The sequence below is a fragment of the Nostoc sp. DSM 114167 genome (assembly GCF_052692655.1).
This window is the reverse complement of the sequence record NZ_CP195116.1, coordinates 1,953,210-1,979,012: the sequence shown is the minus strand read 5'-3', so window position 1 is coordinate 1,979,012 and position 25,803 is coordinate 1,953,210. Positions and strand designations below refer to the sequence as shown.

Annotated in this window: 27 protein-coding genes; 16 read left to right on the top strand and 11 right to left on the bottom strand. The window is 43.9% G+C overall.

Features of this window, described 5'->3' with window-relative positions; genetic code table 11:
- Window positions 1–60: 60 nt before the first annotated feature.
- Genes NSTC731_RS08540 through NSTC731_RS08530 form a run of 3 tightly spaced genes read right to left on the bottom strand, consistent with a single transcriptional unit; the run spans window position 61 to window position 3,925 of the window.
- Window positions 61–882, bottom strand: coding sequence for a hypothetical protein (locus NSTC731_RS08540; protein ID WP_445630430.1), 822 nt, complete (start codon window positions 880–882; stop codon window positions 61–63).
- Window positions 882–3,611 carry a hypothetical protein gene (locus tag NSTC731_RS08535; RefSeq protein ID WP_445629274.1) on the bottom strand — a complete coding sequence of 910 codons (2,730 nt, stop codon included), beginning with the start codon at window positions 3,609–3,611 and terminating at the stop codon, window positions 882–884. Before NSTC731_RS08535 ends, NSTC731_RS08540 begins: the two co-directional genes overlap by 1 nt.
- Window positions 3,612–3,619: 8 nt before the next feature.
- Window positions 3,620–3,925: a glucose-6-phosphate dehydrogenase gene (locus NSTC731_RS08530; RefSeq protein WP_445629275.1), complete on the bottom strand. Its 306-nt coding sequence runs from the start codon at window positions 3,923–3,925 to the stop codon at window positions 3,620–3,622.
- Between the two features lie 217 nt (window positions 3,926–4,142).
- Between NSTC731_RS08530 and NSTC731_RS08525 the strand changes: the two genes are divergently transcribed.
- Both NSTC731_RS08525 and NSTC731_RS08520 read left to right on the top strand, forming a co-directional pair.
- Window positions 4,143–4,724 (top strand): tyrosine-type recombinase/integrase, encoded by a 582-nt coding sequence (locus tag NSTC731_RS08525; RefSeq protein ID WP_445630429.1) that lies wholly within the window; start codon window positions 4,143–4,145, stop codon window positions 4,722–4,724.
- A 131-nt stretch (window positions 4,725–4,855) separates the two neighbouring features.
- Window positions 4,856–5,053: a hypothetical protein gene (locus NSTC731_RS08520; RefSeq protein WP_445630428.1), complete on the top strand. Its 198-nt coding sequence runs from the start codon at window positions 4,856–4,858 to the stop codon at window positions 5,051–5,053.
- Window positions 5,054–5,182: 129 nt separating this feature from the next.
- Here the strand turns inward: NSTC731_RS08520 and NSTC731_RS08515 are convergent, their stop codons facing one another.
- The 3 genes from NSTC731_RS08515 to NSTC731_RS08505 all read right to left on the bottom strand — a co-directional run bounded on the left by NSTC731_RS08515 (window position 5,183) and on the right by NSTC731_RS08505 (window position 8,335).
- Window positions 5,183–7,504: a DnaB-like helicase N-terminal domain-containing protein gene (locus tag NSTC731_RS08515; protein ID WP_445630427.1), complete on the bottom strand. Its 2,322-nt coding sequence runs from the start codon at window positions 7,502–7,504 to the stop codon at window positions 5,183–5,185.
- A gap of 171 nt (window positions 7,505–7,675) precedes the next feature.
- Entirely contained in the window at window positions 7,676–7,867 is a 192-nt protein-coding gene (locus NSTC731_RS08510) for a hypothetical protein (protein WP_445630426.1), read from the bottom strand.
- A gap of 99 nt (window positions 7,868–7,966) precedes the next feature.
- Window positions 7,967–8,335, bottom strand: a complete 369-nt coding sequence (locus NSTC731_RS08505) for a hypothetical protein (RefSeq protein WP_445630425.1) — start codon at window positions 8,333–8,335, stop codon at window positions 7,967–7,969.
- 335 nt (window positions 8,336–8,670) lie between these two features.
- Between NSTC731_RS08505 and NSTC731_RS08500 the strand changes: the two genes are divergently transcribed.
- The 10 genes from NSTC731_RS08500 (at window position 8,671) to NSTC731_RS08455 (ending at window position 13,512) form a co-directional block, all read left to right on the top strand.
- Window positions 8,671–8,979 carry a hypothetical protein gene (locus NSTC731_RS08500; RefSeq protein WP_445630424.1) on the top strand — a complete coding sequence of 103 codons (309 nt, stop codon included), beginning with the start codon at window positions 8,671–8,673 and terminating at the stop codon, window positions 8,977–8,979.
- Window positions 8,954–9,427: a hypothetical protein gene (locus NSTC731_RS08495; RefSeq protein ID WP_445630423.1), complete on the top strand. Its 474-nt coding sequence runs from the start codon at window positions 8,954–8,956 to the stop codon at window positions 9,425–9,427. The genes NSTC731_RS08500 and NSTC731_RS08495 overlap by 26 nt, the downstream gene beginning before the upstream one ends.
- A complete protein-coding gene (locus NSTC731_RS08490) occupies window positions 9,414–9,668 on the top strand; it encodes a hypothetical protein (RefSeq protein ID WP_445630422.1) in 255 nt (84 codons plus the stop codon). The genes NSTC731_RS08495 and NSTC731_RS08490 overlap by 14 nt, the downstream gene beginning before the upstream one ends.
- An 8-nt stretch (window positions 9,669–9,676) precedes the next feature.
- Window positions 9,677–10,189 (top strand): hypothetical protein, encoded by a 513-nt coding sequence (locus tag NSTC731_RS08485; protein WP_445630421.1) that lies wholly within the window; start codon window positions 9,677–9,679, stop codon window positions 10,187–10,189.
- Window positions 10,189–10,461, top strand: coding sequence for a hypothetical protein (locus NSTC731_RS08480; protein WP_445630420.1), 273 nt, complete (start codon window positions 10,189–10,191; stop codon window positions 10,459–10,461). The genes NSTC731_RS08485 and NSTC731_RS08480 overlap by 1 nt, the downstream gene beginning before the upstream one ends.
- Window positions 10,443–10,982: a hypothetical protein gene (locus tag NSTC731_RS08475; protein WP_445630419.1), complete on the top strand. Its 540-nt coding sequence runs from the start codon at window positions 10,443–10,445 to the stop codon at window positions 10,980–10,982. Before NSTC731_RS08480 ends, NSTC731_RS08475 begins: the two co-directional genes overlap by 19 nt.
- Window positions 10,972–11,304 (top strand): hypothetical protein, encoded by a 333-nt coding sequence (locus NSTC731_RS08470; RefSeq protein WP_445630418.1) that lies wholly within the window; start codon window positions 10,972–10,974, stop codon window positions 11,302–11,304. The genes NSTC731_RS08475 and NSTC731_RS08470 overlap by 11 nt, the downstream gene beginning before the upstream one ends.
- Before the next feature lie 30 nt (window positions 11,305–11,334).
- Window positions 11,335–11,862 (top strand): hypothetical protein, encoded by a 528-nt coding sequence (locus NSTC731_RS08465; RefSeq protein WP_445630417.1) that lies wholly within the window; start codon window positions 11,335–11,337, stop codon window positions 11,860–11,862.
- On the top strand, window positions 11,855–12,286 hold the full coding sequence (locus tag NSTC731_RS08460) for a hypothetical protein (RefSeq protein WP_445630416.1): 432 nt from the start codon (window positions 11,855–11,857) through the stop codon (window positions 12,284–12,286). The genes NSTC731_RS08465 and NSTC731_RS08460 overlap by 8 nt, the downstream gene beginning before the upstream one ends.
- Before the next feature lie 131 nt (window positions 12,287–12,417).
- The gene (locus NSTC731_RS08455) at window positions 12,418–13,512 is read left to right on the top strand and encodes a site-specific integrase (protein WP_445630415.1); all 1,095 of its coding nucleotides are present in this window, start codon (window positions 12,418–12,420) and stop codon (window positions 13,510–13,512) included.
- A 251-nt stretch (window positions 13,513–13,763) separates the two neighbouring features.
- Here the strand turns inward: NSTC731_RS08455 and NSTC731_RS08450 are convergent, their stop codons facing one another.
- The 4 genes from NSTC731_RS08450 to petH all read right to left on the bottom strand — a co-directional run bounded on the left by NSTC731_RS08450 (window position 13,764) and on the right by petH (window position 17,560).
- The gene (locus NSTC731_RS08450) at window positions 13,764–14,183 is read right to left on the bottom strand and encodes a type II toxin-antitoxin system VapC family toxin (RefSeq protein WP_445630414.1); all 420 of its coding nucleotides are present in this window, start codon (window positions 14,181–14,183) and stop codon (window positions 13,764–13,766) included.
- Window positions 14,180–14,434, bottom strand: a complete 255-nt coding sequence (locus NSTC731_RS08445) for a FitA-like ribbon-helix-helix domain-containing protein (protein WP_445630413.1) — start codon at window positions 14,432–14,434, stop codon at window positions 14,180–14,182. Before NSTC731_RS08445 ends, NSTC731_RS08450 begins: the two co-directional genes overlap by 4 nt.
- A 364-nt stretch (window positions 14,435–14,798) precedes the next feature.
- On the bottom strand, window positions 14,799–16,085 hold the full coding sequence (locus NSTC731_RS08440) for a homoserine dehydrogenase (protein WP_445630412.1): 1,287 nt from the start codon (window positions 16,083–16,085) through the stop codon (window positions 14,799–14,801).
- Between the two features lie 128 nt (window positions 16,086–16,213).
- Window positions 16,214–17,560, bottom strand: coding sequence for a ferredoxin--NADP reductase (petH, locus tag NSTC731_RS08435; protein WP_445632047.1), 1,347 nt, complete (start codon window positions 17,558–17,560; stop codon window positions 16,214–16,216).
- A 1,218-nt stretch (window positions 17,561–18,778) separates the two neighbouring features.
- On the opposite strand from petH, the gene NSTC731_RS08430 reads away from it, so the two are divergent.
- Both NSTC731_RS08430 and metK read left to right on the top strand, forming a co-directional pair.
- Entirely contained in the window at window positions 18,779–19,783 is a 1,005-nt protein-coding gene (locus NSTC731_RS08430) for a phosphoribulokinase (protein ID WP_445630411.1), read from the top strand.
- A gap of 260 nt (window positions 19,784–20,043) precedes the next feature.
- A complete protein-coding gene (gene metK / locus NSTC731_RS08425; RefSeq protein ID WP_322688170.1) occupies window positions 20,044–21,318 on the top strand; it encodes a methionine adenosyltransferase in 1,275 nt (424 codons plus the stop codon).
- Between the two features lie 208 nt (window positions 21,319–21,526).
- Here the strand turns inward: metK and NSTC731_RS08420 are convergent, their stop codons facing one another.
- Complete coding sequence (locus tag NSTC731_RS08420; protein ID WP_445630410.1) at window positions 21,527–22,489, bottom strand: hypothetical protein; 963 nt, start codon at window positions 22,487–22,489, stop codon at window positions 21,527–21,529.
- 386 nt (window positions 22,490–22,875) lie between these two features.
- Here NSTC731_RS08420 and NSTC731_RS08415 point away from each other — a divergent pair, with 386 nt between their 5' ends.
- Together NSTC731_RS08415 and NSTC731_RS08410 are read left to right on the top strand one after the other, a co-directional pair.
- Window positions 22,876–24,324 carry a sensor histidine kinase gene (locus NSTC731_RS08415; RefSeq protein ID WP_445630409.1) on the top strand — a complete coding sequence of 483 codons (1,449 nt, stop codon included), beginning with the start codon at window positions 22,876–22,878 and terminating at the stop codon, window positions 24,322–24,324.
- Complete coding sequence (locus tag NSTC731_RS08410) at window positions 24,317–25,642, top strand: sigma-54-dependent transcriptional regulator (RefSeq protein WP_445630408.1); 1,326 nt, start codon at window positions 24,317–24,319, stop codon at window positions 25,640–25,642. Before NSTC731_RS08415 ends, NSTC731_RS08410 begins: the two co-directional genes overlap by 8 nt.
- Window positions 25,643–25,803 lie beyond the last annotated feature (161 nt).

Here is a 25,803-nt window from a genome sequence, read left to right as displayed (position 1 = left end):
CACTCACTATTTCCAACCGGATAACATGTGTTGTCCGTCAAATTTTTGTGATGATTCTCCCTAAACTCGTTCAATGACACTTCGCAGGCGAGAGCCAGACCTAGCAACCAAGTTAATCGGATTTTGTTTGCCCCAGACTAGTAGTTGAGCAAAGCTGAACTTTACCGGAGCCGTTCTTCTCTTCACAAATTTTTTGACTGTACGTCCGTAAACTCGATGAGTTCCGGGACTTGTGGAATAAGTACGATCGTTGTCGATGAATTGCAAAAAATCACGGTCAAATGGGTGTTCTTGAATTTCTAATACTGCTCTGATGATTCGTTCTCCCTCAGCTTTACTAGGAACTAAAAGTTTTAATTCATAACCGCGTTCTGTATCAAAATAGGTACATTTGAAGTGTCCTTTGTGCCAGAGAAAGGGAGGAGTAGCAAAGATGCTTTTAATCTGTCTAGCAAGTCTTTCAGCATCGCTTCTACTAATAGTTTCGCTAGATTCATGCATTAATCTAAAGGTGATTTCCCCTTCTAGCTGAGGTGTTGATTCACTGCCGTGAATTTCAAAATCGTATGGTTCTAAAAAATAAAGTTTTACTTGGGGTTTGAAAGTCCGCTCTGATTGCACTTCAAACCAAGGAATACCGTATACAGGACGTTGTACGCTCTGCAATCTTCCTGCTGTTACTTCAAACAACCACATTCTCATCATTGTCATCGTTGAAGTATCTGAATCTTTCATCGTGCAAGCCACTTTTAAGGACTGCTTGGGAGTATCTAAACTATCCGATTCAGTATTTTTAAAATATTGATTTACTGCTTTATTATGCCAGAGTCTTACAGTGTCTTGTAAATGTTCCCATTCGTCAAAGTTATCTGGTAATGGCATTATTCATCAGTCCCCTCATCTGCTTCAAAATCCGTATCATTAAGTTCTATTCCGGTAGCGCTCGCTAATTTAGAGGCATCGAATGCCGCTTTAACTTTTGCTGCTTCTGGTGGTTGTACGCCTTGTTTTGAGTTATCTTCTTCACCCAAGGTTTTTGTTAACTCATTTTTTAGTTCTCCAATTTGAGCAACGTTTTGCTCTACAGAAACGACTTCAGAAGCCACCTGATCCACTTGAGAAACAACGTTAGTAACACCTTCTACTGTGGTAAAAAATTTATTGTGAAAGTTTGGCTGTGGATTGAACCACTTGTAAGCGCTTTCCCCAACTTCGCCCCATTTACGCAAAGCATTGCCGATTAAAGCTACATAACTGCCAACAACTTCTAAAGCACTTAATATTGAATAACCAATAGACTGCAAAGCATTGAATATGTTTGCAGTGGCTTGATATATTCGATTAGCTTTTTTGTAATTAGCTACTAATTCTGTATAATTTTCTTCTCCAAATATGGCTTTGAAAAAGTCGGCAGTCCATTCAGACATGATGCTTGCAAAACCAGATTCCTCACCTTTCTCATTTTTCCATTTAAACCCAACAGCTTGAGAGATATTATCAATAGCTGCAAATAGAGTTTGAGCTAAATTATTAGAAAGCATCAGGGCATTGTGGAAAGTAGTAATTAGAATCAGAATGTTGAGGATTCTATCTACTTGCAATGTTTGCCATAATCTAGTGAAAGTCCCAGATAAACCGCCAGGAAGTAAATCGCCCAGTTTTGTATTGATTAATTCTAAAAGTGCCAATTGTGCAGCATTAGCACCAGCGTTAATTTTGTCTAGAAGATTAGCTGTATTTTGATTATTGTTTTGGTTGATGTTATTAGCAGAATCATCTATTGCATTCCTCAAACATCCCCCAGGTTGAGAAATTTCGCACACAGCCCCTTGAGTTGTTTCTTTGTTTGCGGCTTGTACAGTGGGAGATTTTGCGATCGCGTCTGGTATGCCCTGTATCGCTGGCGTTAATGCCGCCAATCCCGTGGCGATAACTGTCAGGCGTTTGATCTGTTCATCAAAATCTTTCTTTTGCTTTTCTATAGTTTCGTTGGTTCTATCGGTTGCTACCTGTTCGGGTGTTTTCGGTATTGGTTGAGCTTTTGCCTTTGGTACGGGACTATTGCCATCACTAATCGGTATTGGTTGCGCGGTTTGTGGAACGTAGGGGGGATATGCAAACGTGGATGGATTCGTCGCTGTCGTTGCAGCCGTCCCTTCTGATATCGGCGTGCGAGGCACTGGCATATCTTCTGCCTCGGCGAATGGTAACGGCTGTGGCGCGTTTTTGATCGCTGGCAACATCCCACCAAGGTTTGACGGTTGGTGTTCTGGATTGGGTAAGTAGCTTGGCGCAAGTCCACCGTGACCAACAAACCCACGTGCCCCATTAGGCGTATTGTTTGAAGGCATTGATGGAGCAACGGATCGGGTTTCTCCCTTGTTTTTTCCCGCTGATGGCTTGCCAGAGGGAATAGTATTGTCGTTCCCGATCGGGGAGGAATCGTACCTATATGGAGAGTTATCGCGTGGCGGCGATGGTGAGCCATTTTCTGGGTATGCATCAATTACACCGTCTTGGCGGTTTACCGATACAATTTTCCACCTACTAGTTGAGTCCCCTAAATCCAGTACGTTGCTACCACTTGAGCTTATGAACTTTGCATTATACCGATTGGTATCTACTTGAGTTTCTTGTATGCCGATCAGCTGCCCGCGTAGCTCGAATGTGCGTGAGTCAGTAATCTCTCCGTATGAATTGAAATTTTGAAGAACGACAATGTATAAAACTCCCGGCGATTGACCGTATACCGTTGTCGTGTAGTTTGGGGCATAAGCTTCAAGATGTGCAGCAGTAGATGGTAGATTTTGAGCGAATAGCCAATCAGAAAAGAGCGAAGCCGCAGTACCACCAATCATTCCGCCGACAACGCCACCGATCGGCCCGCCGATCGCAGTGCCCGCGATTGCACCAATCCCAGTACCAATTAATCCAGCACCAGTACTAGTTACAGCTTGGGTAACAGACTGACCGACAACTAACCGCGTACCAATCGACAGGGCAGCACCGACGCCAGGTATAACCAATCTCCCCGCCGCTTGTGGTAACGCCCTTGGCAAGGCGCTAATCGCATTTCCCGCAGTCGTGGCGATTGCTTCACGTAATATTGCTGGGCGTGGCGTAGCGGTTGGCTCTACCAAGGAGTCGGCGCGTGCTGCTGTGCCGTTTAGTGTTGGCGGTGGACTGCCTGTAGATGGCAAAGGTTGGCGTTCGGGAGTAGATCGCTGGATTTGTGCAAGCGGTGATTCGCGTCGTGTCTGTTGAACGAACTCCGCTTCTATAACTTCACTTCCACTAATGCGGCTTCGTAGTTCGCTGCGTTGAGCTTGGGCGCGTTCGAGTAGTAACCTGTTTTTTTCATTAGTTTCAGCAGTTTCATATCTGATCCTTTGTTCGGCGGCTGCTTGCCGCTCTAGCCGTAATGCAATCTCGGCGGGACTTTCCTTGTATTCGTAATTTGGCAGCGTGCGCTCGTATCGCACACGAGCACTTATTGCTTCAAAGTCAATCGGATCTCCAGCCGCGACAGCACTAGCTGGGCGATTTGTCAGTGAACCGTGTAACCCCGCATCGCTGGCATCAAGTGAAGCAAATTGGCGTGGGTTTTCCATATTGACCCTTAATTTGCTTTAAACGAAGCAGGCAACGCAGTATTACTTAATGGCTGAATATACGTCCAGTTCTTGTTACTGCCACTGGCTTGATCGGGCGATACTTCCAGAGAAAAACGAACAATCATGCGCGTCTTTGCATCTGCTGATACCCAAAAATTATTCGCTTGACAAGCCCGTTCCGTGTATCCAGCCCCTTCGACGACGGTCAGTGTGGGGTTGATAGTAAAAAGTGCAGATCCCAACCAAGCCGCAAGTTTTTCTAATGTGTCGATCTGAGATGGAATATCTGTTGCTGGATTAAATGCTGTCATTTGAAGAGATTTATAAATAGTTACTCTTCATTTTTATGAGCCAATCAAAAATAAGTAAATGTTCCACTTTTATGTAGAAGTGGAGTATTCACGGATTACGCCAAACCATTGCCAGTAATACGATAGAGCCTATATTTGCTTATTGCAGATAGAAAGTAAATTCCACTTTTACCATTAGCCAAAGTAAAAGTGGAACATCCAAAAGTTGGTTCTTAATATGAAAAATAACAGAAGTGGACAAGCTGCTACATTGTCCAACGATGAATATTCTAAAATCCGTAGACAAATCGTAAGTGAAAAGTACAAAATCCTTTTCGCTTTGGGGTGGTATACCGGCGAACGCTGGGGAGCTTTGATTCAGTTAAAAGTTTCTGATGTTTATGATGCCGATGGTAAGCCATACTCAGAAATTACTTTCAGAGCTACCACCCGCAAGAAAGACCCAGACGGAAACAGCGAAACTCGCCAAGTTCCGATTCATGACCTGTTGCGTGAGCAGTTGAGCTACTACAAACCCGACAAAGACAGTGCTTGGCTTTTCCCTGGACGAGAAATCGAAAAACATATCTGTTGGCGTAATGCCTACGATATCCTCACTAGCGCTGTTGAGAAGGCCGGACTAGCAAGCAAAGGTGTTAGTACTCACAGCACTCGTAGAAGTTTTGTTACCAATCTGCATAATAACGGTATTAGCTTGGCAACCATTAAACGAATTACTGGACATAAAGACATCAAGTCTTTAGAGCGTTACATCGATATTGGTACTGACCAGTTAAGGGGCGCGATCGCAACTCTATAACTAAACCATGTGACAAAGTTTGCTCTCTTAAGTAAGCTGAGCTAGGACAACACCTAATATTCACTGCATCGGATTTACTCGCGATCGCACTTCACCTCTGACCAGTGCGATCGCTTTTTAAAGGAGAAAATATGACTACAACCGAAGAACAGACAACAGAAGAACTGACTGTAGAAAAACTGATTCTTGAATTACAAGACTTTCCCAGTGATGCACATATCTGCTTGACAGATGCCTACGGTGAAACGTTTACCATCATCGGTTTTGAGGCTGGGACTGACTGTGTGAATGTCGTCATCTCTGAGGATGATGAAGACGACGAGAACTAAACCCAAATACGGCAGGGTTTTCGCTACGTTAACAGTATGTAGTCTCATGCTGGTAGCTCAGTTTTTAGCTACTAGCATGATTTCTTGTATTTGCGATACTTGTCGATCGCACTCTGCCGGATTATAATGTCAGGCTTTTGCCAGTTGGTGCGGGAAGTAAGGTTTTGCAAGTCGTTTTTTGTGATCGTCAGATTTGAGCCAGACGCCATCGGCTCTAATGTCAGTGATAGTGGCGAAGGTTTCATTGAGCTTACCAACTAAAATTACTACTCTGTCTCCCACGCTGAAGTCGTGCCTGGGGGACTTGTCGCAACATTGTAAATCAGTAAATTGCAAGCTCCACCTACCCCGCCCTGGAACCTGGCAACTGGCCTCAGACATCTCATCAAAAATCATGAATACTGTAACCTCCCGCTGAAACGACATACTCCAGTAGGTAGCCTTCTCCTCAATCAAAGGTAGGGGGAGGTGATTGTCATCGAGGACAATCACCCCATCAGCACCCCCATCAGCACCCCCATCAGCACCCCCATCAGCACCCCTAGAATTGTTGCCTAACAAGGCTTCTGGCTGTCGCTGATTGTCGAGGCGCGAAAATTGCGCGTTATTTTTTTCTGACTCAGATTTTTGTTCTAGCGATTTTTCTGTACTTAGATAATCACCAACCTCTACATCGCTTGCTGTGCATGGGTCAATGGGGTGCTGGTCAGGGGTGCTGGTGGGGTGCTGGTGGGGTGCTGGTGGGGTGCTGGTGTATTCCACAATACTGCTAATCTCAGTAGATTGTGGTTGACCGCTAACAACGCTTTGAGATGTCACAGATTCGAGTACTAGAAAATAGTTGGTGGCGTATCCTTCTCGCGGTTCAGCCGAGATTAGCCCATCAGCGGCTAGTCCTAACAAACTGTTGCGGGTATGACTGTCTGAGTATCCCAGTCGATGAGCCAATTCTTTGGCGGTAAATTTTACGTTTCGATTCTTGCTGAAAAATTCTAAAAGTGCGTCTTTGGCTGATTGCTCGGAGACGCTTGACCCCTGTTCCGGTTCTTCTCCCAGAAATGTGAAGCTGATATCTTCGGGGTTGAAGTACATACGGTATTTCTTACCGCTTGATCGCGATCGCGATTTGTTGATCTCTAAAAGGCGATCGTAAGGGGTGGCAGTCTGGCTGTTGTCTTTGGTCAGCGTCCACACTTCCGAGACTGCGTTTCTGATCGCAGTTGTACCACGCACTCCGCCTTCACGGTTGGTATGGTGAATTATCAAAAAAGTGGTTTTGTGTTGAGTGGCCAGCCCAGTCATTTGCAAGATGGGACGGGCGTACTCCATCTGCGACTCTTGGTAAACAGAGTATTTGTTAGCGGTTGAGAGCGAGTCAATTACTACGAAGTCCGGTTGAAACTCCTTTAAATCTTGGATGAGTGCTGGCATATTCTCAGCGCTCCACCCAAAACGGACTCTCACGTATGGTCCGATATCGTCTTCGGAATAACCAAGAGATTGTAGGGCTTGTACCATGTCGCCTGGACTCTCGTCCCCTTGGTAATAAAGAATTTTTCGTTTCTCACCTGTGGCAATAAATTTTCCGAACTGAGTACCCTGAATCATTACTTTTGCTATTCCATAGGTGAATTTAGTTTTACCAATTCCACCATCTGCTGCTAGTAAAATTGTGGTGCTTTTTGGTACTAAGCCATTAACCAACCACTCACGAACGGTAGAACCTGCTAACTGCTTTAATTCCTCGTAGGTGAGTAAATTACTACACACAGCAGTAAGACTTTTTAGATAAAAATGTTCGAGAAAAGTTGTAGTAACTGAATGCTCTTTAGCCAGTTCATGCAGTTTCAGGAATCTAAACGATGGCTCGACTACTGTTGTATAAATACTTGTCACTTCTTCTAGTAGTTGGTCGTGTTTCCATCGCTGGTATTCATCTTTAGTTGGTGCAACTGGTGTATCGGTTACTGCTTTGATTTTGTTAGTAACCGTTGTAAAAATATCAACTAAATCTTGTTCCTCATCATAGGCTAACTTGATAGTCCGATGCCCTTCCCTGATGAGTTCGCGGCGTTTGGATTTTCTGATTACCGTGTCTGCTTGCTTATCGATATTTACGGCGGTAACTGTTCTGTCAACAAGAGTAGCTAGCTTGTTTCTTCCGCCAATTCTTGCTAGTAAATCATTATCTGATAACCAGCTACTAACACTTAACAAGTCTGTTGATTCACCTTTCTTGCAAAGTTTAAGGCACGCTTGATAAATGTCTTTGTGTGCCCCGATGTAAAAATGTTCTGGTCTTAATCTGTCTTTAACTCTATAGATTGCAGATGGGTCTAATAGAATGCCACCTAGTACAGCTTCTTCTGCTTCAATGTTTTGTGGTAGAAGCTTGCTGTCGGTAGAGCTAAAGTCTAATTCTTCAGTGTAAGAATAGGGAACAGCTACCATTTTACTGTCCCCCGATTAGCTGGTTTTGAATTATTTAATGTGGTAGAATATGGAAAAGTAACGGATATTCTACCGCCTAATCTTTCTAAGTATTTTTTCATTTTTTATTAATCTTTTTGTTTTGGATTCACCAGTTCCTAAATTGGTGAGTTTTTTTTTGCGTGTAACAAATCAATCGGAGAGTTGTAGATAAAGAAGAAAGTTATCTAACTCTTCCTCGGTCAGCAGCCGCCGCGATCGCACTCCATAAAATTTCTGCAAATGTTCTCGACCCTGGTCAACCGTCCAGTTCAATCGCTGCATTTCGGTATCTATCTGCTTCATTAAGTTGTCGATGTTTGGGGATGTTGGTTCATTGGTCATTAGTCGTTAATCATCGGGAACTTCGTGGCGATCGCACTCCGACTTAAGGTGAGGCAGTCGCCACGAATAAAGCCGTCTACCCCCGTGGGGTAAACGGCTTTATTGATTTTGTTGAAGTTGTTTTTCTAATTCCTCTTGCAGAGCTTCGAATTCTTGGATTCTTTCTTCGAGGCGTAGAGCTTCACCTTCAGCGTTCTGGATTAGATTCTGTAGGAATTGGATTTGATGTTTCTTGGATGCCAGCTGATCTTTATAGTCCTTGATCAGTTGGCCGAGCATTCCCCCAGTAATTGTTGATCCGGGACTGAAGAGACTTGATTGCGAGCTATCTGCTCGATTAACTCGCTCTTGCTGATACCAATAGCTTTCGCTTTCTCTTCCAGCATCTGCATGCCCTCTGGTGTCAGTGTGAACATGACGTTCTTTTTCCTCTCCCCGTGCAACGGTTTCCTCATTCTTAATACCCATGTACAACTTCTCCATTCTACCTATGTACTATGTTGACATTCTACCTATGTACTATTAGACTACCTATAGTTGTACATTGGTACAATTAATTTTGCAACACGACATCACTCCCCAACGCCTAACCCTTTGCGTTGCAACCGGAGAAAGCACCCGCGCCACCTTGCGCGGAAACACCCTGTACCTGATGCCCAATGACTGATGACTGACAACTGCATTAACCCATAAGTCGTAGCGTCGCAGGGTTGCAGTCCAATTAAAAAGCGATCGCCCATCTACCAAGACTGCGATCGCGAATCAATAATGCTTCGTATTTAATATGTAAGGAGATTTTACTAATGTCCAAGCCATTAGGCTACTACACGGCTTATACCCCAGGCGATGGTTCGTACCTGGAATCTTTGGAAAACAGGTATGGTGCTACGTTCGAGAAGATGACTAAAAAAGAAAAACTCTTTCTTGTGGCAGCCATCGCGGATCAACTCTCCGCAGAACAAGACGGTAATGCTCGTATCGAGATTAAGCAATTGCCTGCTGAGATGTACGAAAATTCGGTAACAGATAGCGACCTCATGGGCTTACTCGAAGCACTCATTGCACAAATTCGCTGGGGGCAACAACATGAGCCAGTTGTACACCACTCCTGAAGCCGCCAAGTTAACCAACATTCCAGAAAGTACAATCCGCAGTTGGTTAAGCCGACATCCTGAAGTTTTCCAGTTTAACGTTCACGTTGTCAGCGATGAACACAAGCAAAAGCTGTGGACTGAGGCGGGAATTGAACTGTTGCAGAGCCGACGTGCAACGAAAACTGCAACGGATGACGATGCAAATCTTGACGCAGAATCCGACGCACCCGATTTACTTGAGTCGCTCTTGGAGGAGGATGCACAGCGCCTAGCTAATGAATATTACCGACAGCTACCCGGTCGCACCTTGCAGCGGATAAAGCAGATGCGGTTTAATCCCACACCCGAACAACGCAAAATAGTCGAGTTGTCATTTCGCGCAGCGCTCAACGCCGGAACCGAGCATCTACTCTTGCCCACATATCAGCCGATGTTGCTAGAGGGAGGGGGAGATGAAACAGACTAAACAGCAACGCAGCAGTAAGGTTGTGCCGTTCACTGGGGAGTTTTACCCAGACATACCAGAACCCACGCCAGCCGGGAATAACCTCGCTGCATTTTTAGTCATGATCGCAGCTGCATTAGTCGCCGGCTTAAGCATAGGTGCAATCTCCACTTACCAGAGCGCGGATCAAGTCCAGTTGAGAGAAATGAAAGCCCAAAGCCAGCAGTTAGAGAAAGTTAAAAACCAGGTTTGTAATAGATAGGAGTTGACATGGGAATCCTTGCACGAATTACCAGTGCTGCAAAATCCAGCAGCAATAGTAGTGAGTCCTCGCTGTCCACGGGCGGCCACGGCATAGATAAAAATCGGGTACTGTCTCCAACAGATCCAAGTGTCGTAAACCCAATAAACGCGGGTACCTGGGAGACTGTCAGGACAGCACCAGTAAATCATACCCCGCGTTACTTTAACAAAGCGGAGGCTGATGCACTCAAGCGAGTTGCAACTCAGAAGAGAGAGGAAGCGCGTCAGGCAAAACGCGCTTACAAGTCTCTTAGAAAGCTGGAAGAATCAGACGCACAGGTACATACTGCTCATCGTACCTACATTAAAGGCGTTGCTGATAATGAACTTACCAAAAAACGCTCTGATGCTTCCACAGCCAGACATTTGCATACACTCAGACCAGAATACGCAAAACTAGGCTTTGGCTTAGACCGCGCTGAGGACAAGGCACAGCAACGGATTGATGAGTTAAGAGCCAAAGCTAAGGAACAATACTAATGGCAAAGGCGGTACACCTGGGGGCTTGGTTTCTCCTGGGGTGTATCGCCTCTAGCTCAGTGGCTTGGCTAGGGGCGCTGCATCCTGCTTTGTTTCGTGTGATGTGGGTTGTCTATATTATGTCTTTTGTGGGGTTAGCCCTTGCACTGCTGACAGATGATGCAATGAGAACGTTTCTCAAACTAGCAGAGCCAGACTATTATGCCTTGCTGATTGCGATCGCAGTTTCAATTGTCTTGGGAGGAATGCTGTCATGGCTGATAGGTGGTTAAAAACCAACTGTTTGCTAGCTAGTGCAACAGCTTTTTGGCTGACTGCACTTTCTCCAGTTCCCGCGATCGCAAAGGGAATTAGCTATAGTCTGGCGCTTGTTGCATCAGTGCAACTTGTCCAGGAGTCGCGCCGGCTGATTGTGCAGGATGCTCGACGCGCAGCGTTGGCGGCGATGAACCAAGAACTAGAGCAAACAGAATTTGCACTGCACACCCAGCAGCAAGAGCAAGCGCTCTACGAAAGCTATAGCGATGCACCGACTTACCCGCCGGAAGTTAAGCAAGAACTGACTACCAGCCTGGAACACTTATATAGAGAGCCGAGCGCGGATCGAACTGAGGAAACTTCCACTTCCACTTCCCAAAAGAAAGTCTTTTATATGGCGATCAAGTCACTTCTGGAAGTGAAAGGCAAAACCCATGTTATTGAAGAAATTTTAAAAATGGGTGGCCGTCAGTGGGAGGAAGCAGAACGTCTGTTGCAGCAAATTTTAGAGGAGGGACAGAGGAATGGATGGTAACGAAGTGCTGGGTTTGGTGCTTACAAAAATGGCAACGTCTCCAGTCAAGGCGGATCGAGATGCGATCGCGCGAATTGAGCGCGAATGCCAAGCGGATATTCTCAAAATTACTACCTCATTAGAGAACTCGCGGATCATTGCCGAAGCACTCAAGAGCTATGAACAGGGTAAAGGATTGAAGATATTAGCAACCGGTCTGTTTTGGTCTGGTGTTATTGGTATCGCCACTCTCTTTGTCAGACCTTCTTACGTCTGGTGTGGCGTGTCGCTGGGCTTTGTGTCTGGGATTGCTGGCAGAGTTATGGAGCCGTTCAAAAGTTAATTTGTTTGCGATCGCGCTTCTGGTTGAAAAGTGCGATCGCAGCTAAAAGAAAAACCAATTCAAACAAGTCAAAAATATCACACAACTGTTATGGGAGCTATCGACCAAGGAAAGGAAATTATCAAGGAGGCGATTCGAGCGACTCAAGCGGGTTTGGTGGCTCGAATTCCGGTTGCAGATGAAGCCAATTTAGTTGTATTTCAGAGAGCTTTAAGAGCGGCAGACGTTCAGCGAATGCTTATTCAAAAAGGGATTAGGGTTGAGTTTTATTTTCCTGAACCGCCAGTGGAGCAAGCCAAAAAAGCTATGTTGCAAGTTATCAGGAGTGCGTCTGCGGAAATTCAAGAAATTGTGTTTCCTGTTATTCCACAAGACTATGCGGATGCCGAGATAGCCTTAGCCAGTGCAGAAGTGCAACAAGCGCTCAATCGACGCGGTATTACTGCGTCACTCCGGCGACAGGGATCTCAACCAGAAATAATTGTTGCCAGCATCGACCAAGTGATTAGCGGTGAACTTGACCGATATATGAGGGAACGGGGAATAGGTGATGACTGACTTAAAAACACCTAATTGTATTAACTGTGGTTCTCCTAATGTTAGGTATGATTCAGAATTTGGTTTTTACAGATGTGAGAGTTGCTCAACACTTTGGGGCAACGATGAAGACGATCCAGATTATGACGAAGAACCACTAGACCTTGGGGCTTGTTGCGGTTGCGGCACTACCAACTCACTGGTGCGAAATATCCTCACACTCCACAAAAAAGCGCTAGTTCCCGGCACGGGTTGGGAGTGCTTCATTTGTGGCATACCCGCAAATGGCGCTATAGCTGTTATCTGTGATGATTGCCTAGCTCAACTCGAAGAAGGAAAAGAAGTGTTAAAACAAGCTGTTTACGGGGATGTACTAGGTAAACAACGATGTGATATCGCCCAGTTAACTGAAGATTTTGATCATAAGAACATACCGCATGAATAATGGGCACCGTGCTTGACACGGTAGCCATCATTTCAATCAGGATTTTGACTTCAGCCAAGTAGTTTTATCCCAAAGAGAAGTAGATAAAAACCTGCTTCCTTTTGGGATGGATTTTTCATGGAAATAAGCTAATGAAAAATATTGAACACCGAATCAAGGAGGCGAACGGACGACTCCGTAATTTCGGCATAAATATTGAGCAAGTTGGCAGCAGGCTTTACCTACGAGCAACGCTTCCACCAAAGCCACAATCAATAAAAAATAACTGGTATCAACAAAGAATAAATATTGCTGTCGCTACTTCGGACGGTGTAAAGGTTGCTGAAGAATCAGCCAAAGTCTTGAGGCTTCGACTAGACACTAAAACATTTGATTGGTCTAATTACATGGAATTAGAAGGCAAAGCGATTGGTCAGATTATTGAGGAGTTCGAGAAGGACTACTTCCAACGCCGTGCCAAAAATTTTAAATCAGAATCAACGTGGAGAGTTGAATATGCCACAGTATTTAAAACCTTAAACCCCAGTAGCCTGCTAACTAGTGAAGTTTTAAAGACTGCAATTTTAGCTACTCAACCAGATACAAGAACAAGAAAACGGTTTTGCTCAACGTTGGGAGCATTAGCTAAATTTGCAGGAATAAACTTTAACCCTAGCAAATACTCAGGTAAGTACAGCCCAGCAAGAAGAAAGCCTAGAGATTTACCTACCGACAATTTGATTGCCGAATGGTATGCCGAAATTCCAGATCATAAATGGCGATGGGTATTTGGAATGTTGGCTACCTATGGTTTGAGAAACCATGAGGTCTTCTTCCTCGACTTTGAGGAATTGAAGTCTGGCAACAAAATTATTTCTGTGCTTCAGGGCAAGACTGGCTACCGAAGAATATGGCCCTATCACCCCGAATGGTTCGACCAGTTCTCCTTAAAAAACGTAAAAGTTCCTGAGATTAACTGCGATCGCGATAATTCATCTATTGGCAGAACAGTCACCCAGAGATTTAGACGTAACGATCGGTTGCCATTTAAGGTTTATGATTTGCGTCACTGCTGGGCAATCAGAACGCTCGAATACGGGGTTGATATTTCATTGGCCGCGCAGCAAATGGGGCACAGTCTGCAAGTGCATTCGAGCCTTTACCACACCTGGACATCTGACCAGCATCACCAGAGAGCTTTCGACTTGGCGATGAACAAAAGCGATCGCCCAATGCCACCAGAGTGATAAATTTATAATTAACTTTGAGTTGAGCCAACCAGCATCTAGTATGCTGGGTTTTTGCATTGCAATAGCTGAGTTGTGTAGACTCTTAATCTATTGGTTGCGGGTTCAAATCCCTCGTCACCCACTACTTCCAGCCTTTCAGAAAAAACCCCTTGCCTAAATGAATTAAGGCTACCTTTGCAGGAGTAAGGGTTGTTTTTTAGTTTAGGAGTGGAAGGGAAGATGCCTGCGGTAGTCTACATCAAAGCTTTTTAAATATTCTCCACCCATAAAAGATTACTTGCGTAGCTACTAGTTTTCAGTGCGTTATAAAATTTTTCGTCTGCTGTTACCATCTGGCATTGTTGAGTAATAGCAAGGGCTAAGTATAAACTGTCATACACTGCACGATCTGTCTGAAGGGCAATATCTAAAGCAAGTGGCATTAAAGGTTGAGATATGTACACCTCTACAGGAACTGCATTTAAATCTGCTAATATTTGTCTTGCATTTTCAGCCGTGTCTTCACCACGACGGACTCGTTTCCACAAGACGTTTCCCACTTCTGGGAAGAAAAAATCTGGAACTAAGAAAGTATGATTACTTCCTACTAAACGCCTAGCTGCACCAGAGTAGACTTCAGGAATGAACCACTTGATAGCAATGCTAGCATCTAAAACATACTGACTCACCGTTCTCTATCCTCGCGGATAAGTTCAGTACTATCACTAAAAATTTTTCCTGTATATCTAACTTGAGCGCGTGCTACAGCTTCTCTGGTTCTTTCCATGTCGCCGCCAGTGTGGTAGTGTGTCGCTTTTTCAGTCGCTTGTTGTAGGATCTGCTTTAGTTCTTCTTGCAAAGACCTACCGTGTTGTTTGGCAAGAGTTTCTAGCTTTTCTAGAATAATAGGATCTAAATTTTCAACTAAGATTTGAGCCATAATTCTATGGTTGTTTTTTCTCTACTTTTATTCAAGATTTAAAATTAGTTTAGCAAGTGTAGACGCAAAGCAGCTTGTCTTGAGACATCACAATATTTCTGTAAAGCTAGGCTCCGGTTCTTTAAGCTTTCTTATGTGAAAATTAATATAAGTATTTTGGGGCTACAAATGTAGCTTGGATAGCAGGCAATCAATTGCAAGGGCGCCCGAATTCAATAAACAATTGCCCGAATTTAATATTGCGCTTCTCGCTTGATTGCAATATGGGAGTACAGCAAACACCAATATCCCATTCATAATGAGACATTTAAGGTAATTAAAAATTGGAGCAAAGCAAGTTGACTAGCTTCACTCCCAAATAATCTCAAAGTACGCGCAGTAAGCTGGGAATGCTTTCGATCGCTGATAAATTCTGAATTTCTGCCAAAGCTTGCCTAAAATTGCCTTCTGGCACATCATGGGTGACAACCACAATCTCTGCTAGTTCCCCTTGAAAGCCAGTTTGGACAACTGACTCTAAGCTAACGCCATAGTTGCCAAAGCAAGTACCCAATTTACCGATAACTCCGGGTTGGTCATTGGTGAGGAAACGGGCGTAAAATCGAGTTATCAACTCTGCCATCGGTGCAATTTGGCAGTATTCCTGATGCCCACAAGTTAATAATGGATTTGTAACTGCTGTATTAGTTTTGAGGACAGCAACTAAATTCAAAATATCCGACGTGACAGCACTGGCGGTTGCACCAGCACCAGCGCCGGGACCAAAAAACATTACTTGCCCAATAGGTTCTCCTTCGACAAGAATCGCATTATAAACGCCGTTGATGCTAGCCAAAGGATGGGCTTGCGGTACTAAAGTAGGATGAACTCTGACAGAGAGGGAGGATGAGTGAGTATCACGTTTAGCGATCGCTAACAATTTAATCACAAATCCCAATTTTTCGGCGTAGGCAATATCTGTTTTGCTCACTTGCCGAATCCCCTCAGTATAAACATCTTGGAGGTTGATGCGTCCTCCGAAACCTAATGATGCCAGGATGGCAATTTTATCAGCTGCGTCTAAGCCATCTACATCGGCTGTGGGGTCAGCCTCAGCATAACCCAAACGTTGGGCATCAGCTAAAACATCATTAAAGTTACTGCCTTCTGTTTGCATCCGCGTCAGGATGTAGTTTGTTGTACCGTTAACGATACCCGTTACAGTATGAATTCGGTTAACACTTAAAGATTGCTTTAGAGGTTGAATCACTGGAATACCACCACCCACAGCAGCTTCTAGCATGACGTATACGCCAGCTTGATTGGCAGTTGTGAAAATTTCTGCTCCGAAGCGGGCGATCGCTGCTTTATTGGCTGTGACTACATGCTTACCATTACTTAAAGCTTTGAGAATGAGCGATCGCGCCGGCTCCAATCCACCCATCACCTCGACAACTATATCTACCGCCGGATCGTTGACAATTGATTCTAAATCTGTTGTTACTACTTCCGTAGACAATTCTACTGCACGAGGTTTATCTAGCGATCGAACTCCCACCCGATAAATTTCTATCTCTTGCAACAATGGGTGACGCCCAGCACTATCTTGCAACAACTGCACTGTTCCCGTTCCCACGGTGCCTAATCCCAGTATTCCTAGTTTCACACCCATTTTGCACCCAATTTCACCAATAACAATTGTAGGTAGAGCGTTTGCCCTACCTACTGATTATCCTGCTTCCTTTGTCATTTGTCCTTTGTCCTTTGCTAATGACAAATGACTAATGACTAATGACTAATTTAGTATGTTTCTACGTGCCAGCGATGAGCTTTCTTAAGTTGCTTCTGGTAATCACTCCAGGTTACGCCTTCTTTGGCAGCAGCAGTAGTTAAGGCTGCATCAATACCTTCTTCCATACCTCGCAAACCGCAGATGTAGGTGTGGGTTTTTTCGTTTTTAATCAACTGCCACAATTCATCAGCATGTTCTGCTACGCGGTCTTGGATGTACATTCTACCGCCTTGAGGATTTTTTTGTTCGCGGCTAATGGCAGGAGTCAGGCGGAAGTTATCAGGATATTTTTGTTCGATTTCTTCCAGTTCTTCCTTATATAAAAGGTTTGGAGTTGTCGGCACACCAAATATTAGCCAAGAGAATCCTTTAAATTGGTATTCTGGGTTAGCTGCTCTTTCCGCATCTTTAAACTGACGCCACAGATAAGCTCGCATGGGGGCAATACCTGTTCCGGTTGCCATCATGATGACATTAGCATCAGGGTCATCGGGTAACAACATTTCCTTACCCACGGGCCCGGTAATTTTTACATCTGCTCCTGGTTCTAGGAAACACAGGTGTGTAGAACAAACACCGTAAACTGTTTCGCCAGTTTCTGGGTGCTTATATTCTAATTGGCGGACGCACAGTGATACTGTCTTATCATCCACATCATCGCCATGACGAGTTGAGGCGATGGAATAGAGTCTAAGTTTTTCTGGCTTGCCGTTCTTGTCTAATCCTGGTGGAATAATCCCAATACTTTGACCTTCTATATACTTCAAATCCCCAGCGGAAATGTCAAATTTCAGGTGTTGAACAATACCAATACCACCTTCTTTGACTAGGGGTTCATTAGATATTACTTTGCCAATAAATGGAGCATTGGGACGGTAAGTGTTAACAGGAACGTCACCGTGGTCTTTTTTGGCTTTCGCTTGAGTCATGGTGTTGCCTTTCTTGTCCTTGTTCTTGAGCTGTTCTTCAGCTGATGATTTAGCGAGGCCTTTGGCTTCACTACCAGCATTTACAGGTGTGGCTTTACCATTCCCTTCACTGTCAGCAGTTTCCCCAGATGTTGCTAACTCGCTGACAACGCTTGTAGCATTCCCAAGTGAGGCTTTACCATTAACTGGCTCTAGAGCAGTTACGGGTTGGATGCTAACAATTGTGCCGCCTAGACGAGTGATACGTCGCATTTCTTGATTCATGCGGTTGTAAGGCACTCTGATGAACACACTGCCACTTTTCCGAATTGGGTAGTTAGTTTGGTCGGTTTCTTCACTCTGACGCAAACCCACTACTTCATAAAGGAAGATGCGGCTACCTAATTCTGTGTTGGCAGCACCCTCAACAGCACCTTGATTGTACATTCGTTCTACCACTCCGATAATTTACTTAACCGTTTTTCAAAAAAAACTATTCCCCTACCTTGCCAGCTTTAGTTTACCGGATTTTCGTTTCACAAAACTGGAGAAAGAAGGAAAAACGGCATCATTAAATTAATGCCTTGCTAAGTACACTCACCAAAGACATGCAGGCATAGCAAAAAACACACCTGTTCACCTTCTAAGGTAAAGGATAAGTCTTGTGGAGAATGTTAATAATGAATCAATTTAATCTTTTTTTCGTTAACTACCACCCCCATTAGGGAGATAGCTTTTTACCTTAGTACCCTACGATCGACTCACAATCTGACAATAGTATATATTCTCGGAGGGTTACTTTGATCGCTAGAAGCTACCGCTTGAAGTAACCCTCCACAAGCTTCCCTTGTGCTTGCTTACTCCAGGGGTTGAAATCGGAGAATGTCAAGAAAGGAAGGTTTTCTTCCGATTGGTTTTACTTCTCCAAATCTACTACTCTTCTGGAATGTTGTTAGCTATCTTCATTACCTATCTATGGACAATTACATAACTAGGACAACTCCAGCCACAAATATCACGAGATAGACAATCATAATTTCAGCAACTGTAATTAGTTTCACTTGATGTGAAAAATCTGTCAACCTTGCATCAGTACTTTGCCATAACGTCAACGCTTCTATATGAGCATATTCATAAATTTACAGCCAATAATTTGGGTAATGCAAGTTATTTCCTCATTCGTTGGATAGATTTTTGCTTTGAGTAGATTAAGTATTGTCGAGTAATAATTACAATTTAGGAACATTAGAAAATTTGCGGCAATAATAAATTATACCTTATACTCTTGATTCTATAGAGTCACAAGTAGCAGACTGATAAAGGTGCAACACTGATGGGTAGTAACGATCCCCATTTTTAAATTAACAACTAAATTAACAAAAAAATGATTAAGTAACCACGTTAATTCTTCTTGAGAGCAAGCTTGTATGGGATACCCCCTTCTGTTAAAATCAAATATATCACTAGGATTAAATACTTACCGGCACCAACATTCAGGCTAGTCCGACGAGTAGCAACTTAATTACTTTGTTGTCTACTTGCTTGGTGTCTTATAGATGTGCTAGGTAGCAAGAACGCAGGATAAACCAAAGGGGTAAACTCCTGGCTTCAAAATCTGCTGTGTGAAAAATTATTGACACAACTTTAGTATTTTAGAGGAGATTTATGACAAGTAAGCCGGAACGCGTGGTACTGATTGGAGTAGCCGGAGACTCTGGTTGCGGTAAATCTACGTTTTTGCGTCGTTTGAGCGATTTGTTTGGTGAAGAGTTAATGACAGTCATCTGCTTGGATGACTATCACTCGCTGGACCGCAAACAGCGCAAAGAAACGGGGATAACGGCACTAGACCCCAGAGCAAACAATTTTGACCTGATGTATGAGCAAATTAAAGCGCTCAAAAGTGGTCAAGCGATTGATAAGCCGATTTACAACCACGAAACCGGCTTGATCGATCCGCCAGAGCGGATAGAGCCGAATCATATTATAGTTGTTGAAGGGCTGCATCCTTTATATGATGAGCGGGTGCGATCGCTAATCGACTTCAGTGTTTATTTTGACATTAGCGATGAGGTCAAAATTGCCTGGAAAATCCAGCGAGATATGGCTGAACGCGGTCATCGCTACGAAGATGTGTTAGCACAAATCAATTCCCGCAAACCTGACTTTGATAAATTTATCGAACCACAAAGAGAATTTGCTGATGTGGTTCTCCAGGTATTGCCCACAAACTTGATCAAAAATGATACAGAACGTAGAGTCTTGCGGGTACGTATGCTCCAGCGGGAAGGTAAGGAAGGCTTCGATCCAACTTACTTATTTGATGAAGGGTCAACAATCAATTGGACTCCCTGTGGACGCAAGCTGACCTGTTCTTATCCTGGTATGCAACTATACTACGGTTCAGATGTTTACTACGGTCGCTATGTCTCAGTACTAGAGGTGGATGGTCAATTTGACAACTTGGAAGAAGTCATTTATATCGAAACCCATCTCAGCAATACATCCACCAAATATCAGGGTGAATTGACTCACTTGTTACTCCAGCACCGCGAGTATCCAGGTTCCAATAATGGTACTGGTTTCTTCCAAGTGCTTACAGGTTTGAAAATGCGTGCTGCTTATGAGCGGTTGACAGCTACGGAAGCAAAGTTAGCGATTCAGGTTTAAAGCAGCAGTGTTTGTGTCAAAGCTTGTGGGGGCGCTTCCGGGTGCTCCTTTTTTTGTGTTATTAAATACATTTAAAATAAAAAGTAATTAGCATACATTTATCTTACTTACGGATATTTACCTTATAGTTAGTGGTTTTTATCAATATCAAGAAGATACTAACGACTGAAGTATAAATATTGTTATGATTTCAGAAATTAGTAGTTGAACTAAATACCCACATTTAGTCAACGAAAAAACTCTTGATGGAGGAATTTCTTTTGTCTCGTCGATATTTATTTACCTCTGAGTCAGTCACCGAAGGTCATCCAGATAAAATCTGCGATCAGATTTCTGATACTATTCTGGATGCCCTATTGACACAAGATCCGAGCAGTCGTGTCGCGGCTGAAGTCGTAGTTAATACTGGTTTGGTGCTAATCACTGGTGAAATAACCACCAAAGCTAATGTAAATTTCGTCAATCTCGCCCGGAAAAAAATTGCCGAAATTGGTTATACCAACGCTGATAATGGCTTTTCTGCTAACAGTACCAGCGTTCTGCTGGCTTTAGACGAACAATCACCCGATATTGCCCAAGGCGTTAACACCGCCCAAGAAACCCGCGAACAAGATAGTGATGAACAATTCGATAAAATTGGTGCGGGCGATCAAGGTATAATGTTCGGTTTTGCCAGCAACGAAACACCAGAACTGACACCATTGCCCATCAGTCTCGCCCACCGTATTGCTCGCCGATTGGCAGCAGTCCGTAAAACAGGTGAACTGTCATACCTGCGTCCTGACGGTAAAACCCAAGTAACTGTGGTTTACGAAGATGGACGCCCAGTAGGTATTGATACGATTCTAATTTCCACTCAGCATACAGCCAGTATTGGGGAAATTACGGATGAGGCGGCGGTACAAGCCAAAATTAAACAAGACCTCTGGTCAGCAGTGGTTGAACCTGTTTTTGGCGACATTGACGTTAAACCCAATCAGGAAACACGTTTTTTAGTCAACCCCACTGGCAAATTTGTCGTTGGTGGTCCTCAAGGAGACTCTGGTCTTACAGGACGAAAAATAATCGTTGATACCTACGGTGGCTATTCACGACATGGTGGCGGCGCATTTTCTGGCAAAGACCCCACGAAAGTAGACCGTTCTGCTGCTTATGCGGCTCGCTATGTAGCGAAAAATATTGTCGCCGCTGGGTTGGCAGAAAAAGTTGAAATCCAGCTATCTTATGCCATAGGTGTAGCGCGGCCTACAAGTATCCTAGTAGATACCTTTGGCACTGGCAAAGTGGATGAAGAAACCTTACTGGAATTAATCAACAAGCACTTTGAACTCCGTCCAGCAGGGATTATTCATACCTTCAACTTACGGAACTTACCAAGTGAACGAGGCGGACGTTTTTATCAGGACGTCGCGGCTTACGGTCATTTTGGGCGGGCTGATTTAGACTTGCCTTGGGAACAGACCGATAAAGCCGAATTGTTGAAGCAAGCAGCAAATGAGTCACTTTCGGCAGCAGTTGCTCAGGCAGTAACTTAAACTTATAGGCTACTACAAAAACTTAGTTTATCTACGTGAGGGTATTGGCAACTTAACAAGTTAGCAATACCCTCATTTTTTTGCTAGCCACCTGAATATCCACAAGCAAAACTACTACCAATACGGTTCGGTTAAAGGGGAAAGGGTAAAGGGGAAAGGTTTTGAATACATCCTTTACCCTTATGCAAATTAGATGTTTTTTAGCTGATTACGGATCGATGATGGTTTTTGGTTGCAAAGATACAGATTGCCCATTAACTGACAATGCTGTAGCTTCTAAAATCTGGCCGTAACGATTGCGAGTGCCGAATCCTTTGGCTTGAATTGTGTTTTTGATGTTCGCCATACTGGTTAGCTGTTCGCCTACATGGGGCGGGAACTTGACAATAGTGCCATTAGAGATAATGACTCCGTTAATTTCTCCTCGATGTCCCACCAACCAATTCTGAGGAGTTCCCTGTGCAGATAAGGTACTGTAGTTGCTCAAGCTGGGTGGTTGGGGGGCGGTTGTGGGAGGTTGTTCGACTAAAGTCTGTCCAGTTTGAGAATTGGTGATGCTTTTGGCTCTCACTTCCTGTCCAAAGCGAGTGGAAAAGCCAGGATCGCCAAAAATGCTCACTTTCGTGTTTGGGGTAATTATCCGCACTAAACTGTCCGCCATCTGGGGAGGAAATTTCACCTGTAGCCCGTTATTGAGTAATAGCCCATCCACCTTACCTTCAGGGTTGAGAAGATACTGTTTTACCTCTCCAGTGAAAGTGGTTCCGGCTGTGGGGGGTAATTGTGTCGGGGGTGCTGGGGGAATATCTAGAGGATTAGGATTGGCTAAATTGGCACTTGGGAAATTAGCTTCTAGCGATCGCCCGCTTGGTGTAGCATTACTAGCAAAAGTATTGTATGTCCAAAAACCGAAAAGTGCGATCGCGGCTCCGATGCCGCCACTAGTTAAAATTAACTTTAACTTGCGTTGGCGATCGCGCTCTCGGATTTGCTTGGCTTGAATCTGCTGTATTGCTTGTTGAATCATCTCTGGAGGAATTTGTACTTCTGCTCCAGCCTGCATAATTTCTTCTAAAGAATAATCCTGATTTTCTTGGGCATACAACTGAGCCGCTAGAGCGAAAACATCGGGAGCAATTTCTTTCGGAATGCGAACTTTAGAGTTATTCATCTACTTTAATTCAATTTAATCCCTAACTAGAACTGTAAGAGTGCAAAACTCGTGCCATAGATACAAGACACTTGTTAGCTAGTAAGGCAGGATGAAAATTAAAGAGGGAACAGGGAACGGGCAACAGGGAACAAAATGTAATGTATGGTGATTTAAAACCAACACATAACTTGCTACTTGATAGTTGTAGGGGTCTCTTACTCCCTCCAGGCACAGAAAATAGGAAAAACTATTCCCTGTTCCCTATTGCCTATTGCCTGTTCCCTATTGCCTATTGCCTATTGCCTGTTCCCTATTGCCTATTGCCTATTGCCTATTCCCTTCTTAAATGAGCAACTGGAATTTGGCATAGTTTTTGCGCTTCTAGAAGTTCTAACCCTTATTCCATGCAACCTATTGTGTTATCTCAACGTTGGACACTCCGGCGACAGCTAACAATCCTCAGCATCCTTTTTTTAGGTTTAAGTGGAGCTGCTTTATGGTTAGTGGTACAACTATTTGAAAGTCTGGAAGGTGCTGTTGTTGCCAGAAATCAGAGAGAATTAGCTTTTGCAAACACCAGACTAATTAAGCTGTTTTGGGAATCAAATCTTGGGCAAACACCAAAGCCAGGTAAGCCGTTGGCGGAACTTTCAAACGATGCCCTAACTGTTTTCCCAAGGGTAGAAGGCGGATTTTATCTGCTGCAACAAGACCAGCTTTTAGGCTATGCCTATCCTACCCACGGGGGTCCTGTCCCCAAAAAAGATATTCCTCCTGCTGAGCGAGACACAATTTTGCAATTGACTCGGAGAGCCACAAGCCAAGGTTTACCCCAGGAATTAGTATTGCACCCCGGTCTGGATATCTTGATACTGCGTGCTGACCCTCTACCTTTGTGGGGAGCAGTGTGGACGATGAAACGTATGCCTCATCTAGAAGATAGCAATCAAAAAGTTTTAAGTGTTTTCGTAGTTTTAGGAATTTTAGTTGTAGGAGTTTGGACTTTTTATATTGCCTTACAACTTCAGTGGGGAGTGCAGCGACTCCAGCAAAGTATTAAAGCAATGGAAGAGGATAAAGCTTCGCTAATTCCGCCGCTACCCGCAGAAATGGGACTGTTGGGAACTGCAATTAATAGTATGCAATACCATCGCCAAGAGTTAGAGCAGCGCTTGCACCGAGTTGAGCGCTTGGCTTCTCTGGGACAACTGGTAGCGGGGGTAGCTCATGAAGTCCGCAATCCCTTAGCTAGTATGCGCCTCAATTTGCAATATACAGAACGGCAATTAAAAAAGCAGGGAATTACGACTTTACCGATCGCTAGTTTACTAGAACAAGTAGACCGTTTAGAGATGTTGGTGCGACGGCTATTGTATTTTGACCAAAATCAGCAAGAAGAAATGGTAACAACTTCCCTAGAAGCGATCGCTTTTGAATCAGTTTCTCTATTACGTCTCAAAGCCGAAGAACAGGGAGTAACACTTTTTTATCGCTCTGCTGCTGAACCTTTGCCCCAAGTACCACTACGCCACCGGGAGTTAGGACAGGTGATGGTTAACTTAATCTTAAATGCCATCCAAGCAAGTCCACCAGCAAGCGAAGTTGAGGTTGGTGTCAGCCAAGAGCAAAACTACTTAGTGACTTGGGTAAAAGACACTGGTGCAGGTTTAGCACCAGAAGAACGCGATCGCATTTTCGATCCTTTTTATTCTACAAAACCCCAAGGAACAGGTTTAGGTTTAGCAATTAGCCACGAGATTGTCACCCGACACGGAGGGCATATTGATTTTAAATCTCAACCGGGTTGCACCGTTTTTAGCGTTTACTTACCGAAGAATCATAACGATGGCTAAAATTTTGATTATTGATGATGAAAAAGCCTTGCGTCAAGCGATGGCACAGATTTTAAAAGATGAAGGCCACGACGTAATAGAAGCGGGAGACGGAGAGCAAGGACTGAAGATAATTCAACAAAATACCACATCTCGTCCTGACTTGGTATTTCTAGATTTGAAAATGCCCAAAACTCAGGGTAATGCTGTTCTGAAAACTTTAGGTAGCAAAACGTTATTTGAACTGCCAGTAATTGTAATGACAGCTTATGGAACAAGTCGTACAGCCATTGAAGCTATGCAGTTGGGAGCTTATGATTATTTAACTAAACCCTTCGATTTAGAAGATTTAGTCAACTTGGCGCAAAAAGCTTTAGCTCATTCCCAAGCAGCCGCCGAGCAAATTGGTGAAGCAAATATTCAAAATCTCGGACAACCAGAAGAACTGTTGGGGCGATCGCCTAAAATGGCAGAAGTTTTTAAACTCATTGGTAGACTTGCCCAAGGAAACACCACAGTTTTGATTGTCGGCGAATCAGGTACTGGCAAAGAGTTGGTCGCTTCCACACTGCATAATGCTAGCCCTCGCAGTCGCGGTCCTTTAGTAAAAGTTAACTGTGCAGCCCTCCCAGAACATTTATTAGAAGCAGAATTATTTGGTCACGAAAAAGGAGCCTTCACTGGAGCGAATCACTTGCGAATTGGTCGCTTTGAACAAGCCAATGGCGGCACAATTTTTCTCGATGAAGTCGGAGAATTGAGCCAGATAATTCAAGGGAAATTGTTGCGAGTATTACAAGATAAATCCTTCGAGCGCTTGGGTAGTAACCAAACCAAAACTGTAGATGTCCGCATTTTAGCTGCCACCAATCGGAATTTAGAACAATTGGTACGCCTCAATCAGTTTCGAGAAGACCTTTATTATCGCTTCAATGTAGTACGAATTGAACTGCCACCTTTGCGCGATCGCCCCGAAGATTTAGAACAACTTACCCAACATTTTTTAAGTTCTATTGCCCTCAGAAATGGAATTAAAAATTTAGCAATTACCTCAACCGCCCTAGAAAAGCTCAGAGATTACGCTTGGCCAGGAAATGTGCGAGAACTCCAAAATACTTTAGAGAGAGCAGCAGTTTTTTCTGGAGGAAGAACCATTCTTTCAGAGCATCTCATTTTTAATCAAAAATATCAGATGAATTTGAACTTAGAACAAGCGATCGCTCAGTTAGAAATAAACTTTATCCGCCATGCTTTAGCACTTTATCCCCAAGAACCCCACAAAGCATTAGGAATTTCTGTCGAAAGCTTTGAACAAAAAAAGAAACAATGGAATTTATAGCAAAAACTTTCAACTTCTCGTTCCTTAGCAGAGCCAAGGAATGGCTTTGGCGAGGCTCCGCCTCCTTGGACTATAGGCAGAGCCTATAGATGGGCATTCCCATGCAGAGCATCGGAACGAGATAAAACTACTAACTCCTAACTCCTAACTCCTAACTCCTA

Bases quoted from the DNA above. Each gene is read 5' to 3' on its own strand.
- NSTC731_RS08540 (WP_445630430.1), bottom strand. From the start codon at position 882: ATGCCATTACCAGATAACTTTGACGAATGGGAACATTTACAAGACACT.
- NSTC731_RS08535 (WP_445629274.1), bottom strand. From the start codon at position 3,611: ATGGAAAACCCACGCCAATTTGCTTCACTTGATGCCAGCGATGCGGGG.
- NSTC731_RS08530 (WP_445629275.1), bottom strand. From the start codon at position 3,925: ATGACAGCATTTAATCCAGCAACAGATATTCCATCTCAGATCGACACA.
- NSTC731_RS08525 (WP_445630429.1), top strand. From the start codon at position 4,143: ATGAAAAATAACAGAAGTGGACAAGCTGCTACATTGTCCAACGATGAA.
- NSTC731_RS08520 (WP_445630428.1), top strand. From the start codon at position 4,856: ATGACTACAACCGAAGAACAGACAACAGAAGAACTGACTGTAGAAAAA.
- NSTC731_RS08515 (WP_445630427.1), bottom strand. From the start codon at position 7,504: ATGGTAGCTGTTCCCTATTCTTACACTGAAGAATTAGACTTTAGCTCT.
- NSTC731_RS08510 (WP_445630426.1), bottom strand. From the start codon at position 7,867: ATGACCAATGAACCAACATCCCCAAACATCGACAACTTAATGAAGCAG.
- NSTC731_RS08505 (WP_445630425.1), bottom strand. From the start codon at position 8,335: ATGGGTATTAAGAATGAGGAAACCGTTGCACGGGGAGAGGAAAAAGAA.
- NSTC731_RS08500 (WP_445630424.1), top strand. From the start codon at position 8,671: ATGTCCAAGCCATTAGGCTACTACACGGCTTATACCCCAGGCGATGGT.
- NSTC731_RS08495 (WP_445630423.1), top strand. From the start codon at position 8,954: ATGAGCCAGTTGTACACCACTCCTGAAGCCGCCAAGTTAACCAACATT.
- NSTC731_RS08490 (WP_445630422.1), top strand. From the start codon at position 9,414: ATGAAACAGACTAAACAGCAACGCAGCAGTAAGGTTGTGCCGTTCACT.
- NSTC731_RS08485 (WP_445630421.1), top strand. From the start codon at position 9,677: ATGGGAATCCTTGCACGAATTACCAGTGCTGCAAAATCCAGCAGCAAT.
- NSTC731_RS08480 (WP_445630420.1), top strand. From the start codon at position 10,189: ATGGCAAAGGCGGTACACCTGGGGGCTTGGTTTCTCCTGGGGTGTATC.
- NSTC731_RS08475 (WP_445630419.1), top strand. From the start codon at position 10,443: ATGGCTGATAGGTGGTTAAAAACCAACTGTTTGCTAGCTAGTGCAACA.
- NSTC731_RS08470 (WP_445630418.1), top strand. From the start codon at position 10,972: ATGGATGGTAACGAAGTGCTGGGTTTGGTGCTTACAAAAATGGCAACG.
- NSTC731_RS08460 (WP_445630416.1), top strand. From the start codon at position 11,855: ATGACTGACTTAAAAACACCTAATTGTATTAACTGTGGTTCTCCTAAT.
- NSTC731_RS08455 (WP_445630415.1), top strand. From the start codon at position 12,418: ATGAAAAATATTGAACACCGAATCAAGGAGGCGAACGGACGACTCCGT.
- NSTC731_RS08445 (WP_445630413.1), bottom strand. From the start codon at position 14,434: ATGGCTCAAATCTTAGTTGAAAATTTAGATCCTATTATTCTAGAAAAG.
- NSTC731_RS08440 (WP_445630412.1), bottom strand. From the start codon at position 16,085: ATGGGTGTGAAACTAGGAATACTGGGATTAGGCACCGTGGGAACGGGA.
- petH (WP_445632047.1), bottom strand. From the start codon at position 17,560: ATGTACAATCAAGGTGCTGTTGAGGGTGCTGCCAACACAGAATTAGGT.
- NSTC731_RS08430 (WP_445630411.1), top strand. From the start codon at position 18,779: ATGACAAGTAAGCCGGAACGCGTGGTACTGATTGGAGTAGCCGGAGAC.
- NSTC731_RS08420 (WP_445630410.1), bottom strand. From the start codon at position 22,489: ATGAATAACTCTAAAGTTCGCATTCCGAAAGAAATTGCTCCCGATGTT.
- NSTC731_RS08415 (WP_445630409.1), top strand. From the start codon at position 22,876: ATGCAACCTATTGTGTTATCTCAACGTTGGACACTCCGGCGACAGCTA.
- NSTC731_RS08410 (WP_445630408.1), top strand. From the start codon at position 24,317: ATGGCTAAAATTTTGATTATTGATGATGAAAAAGCCTTGCGTCAAGCG.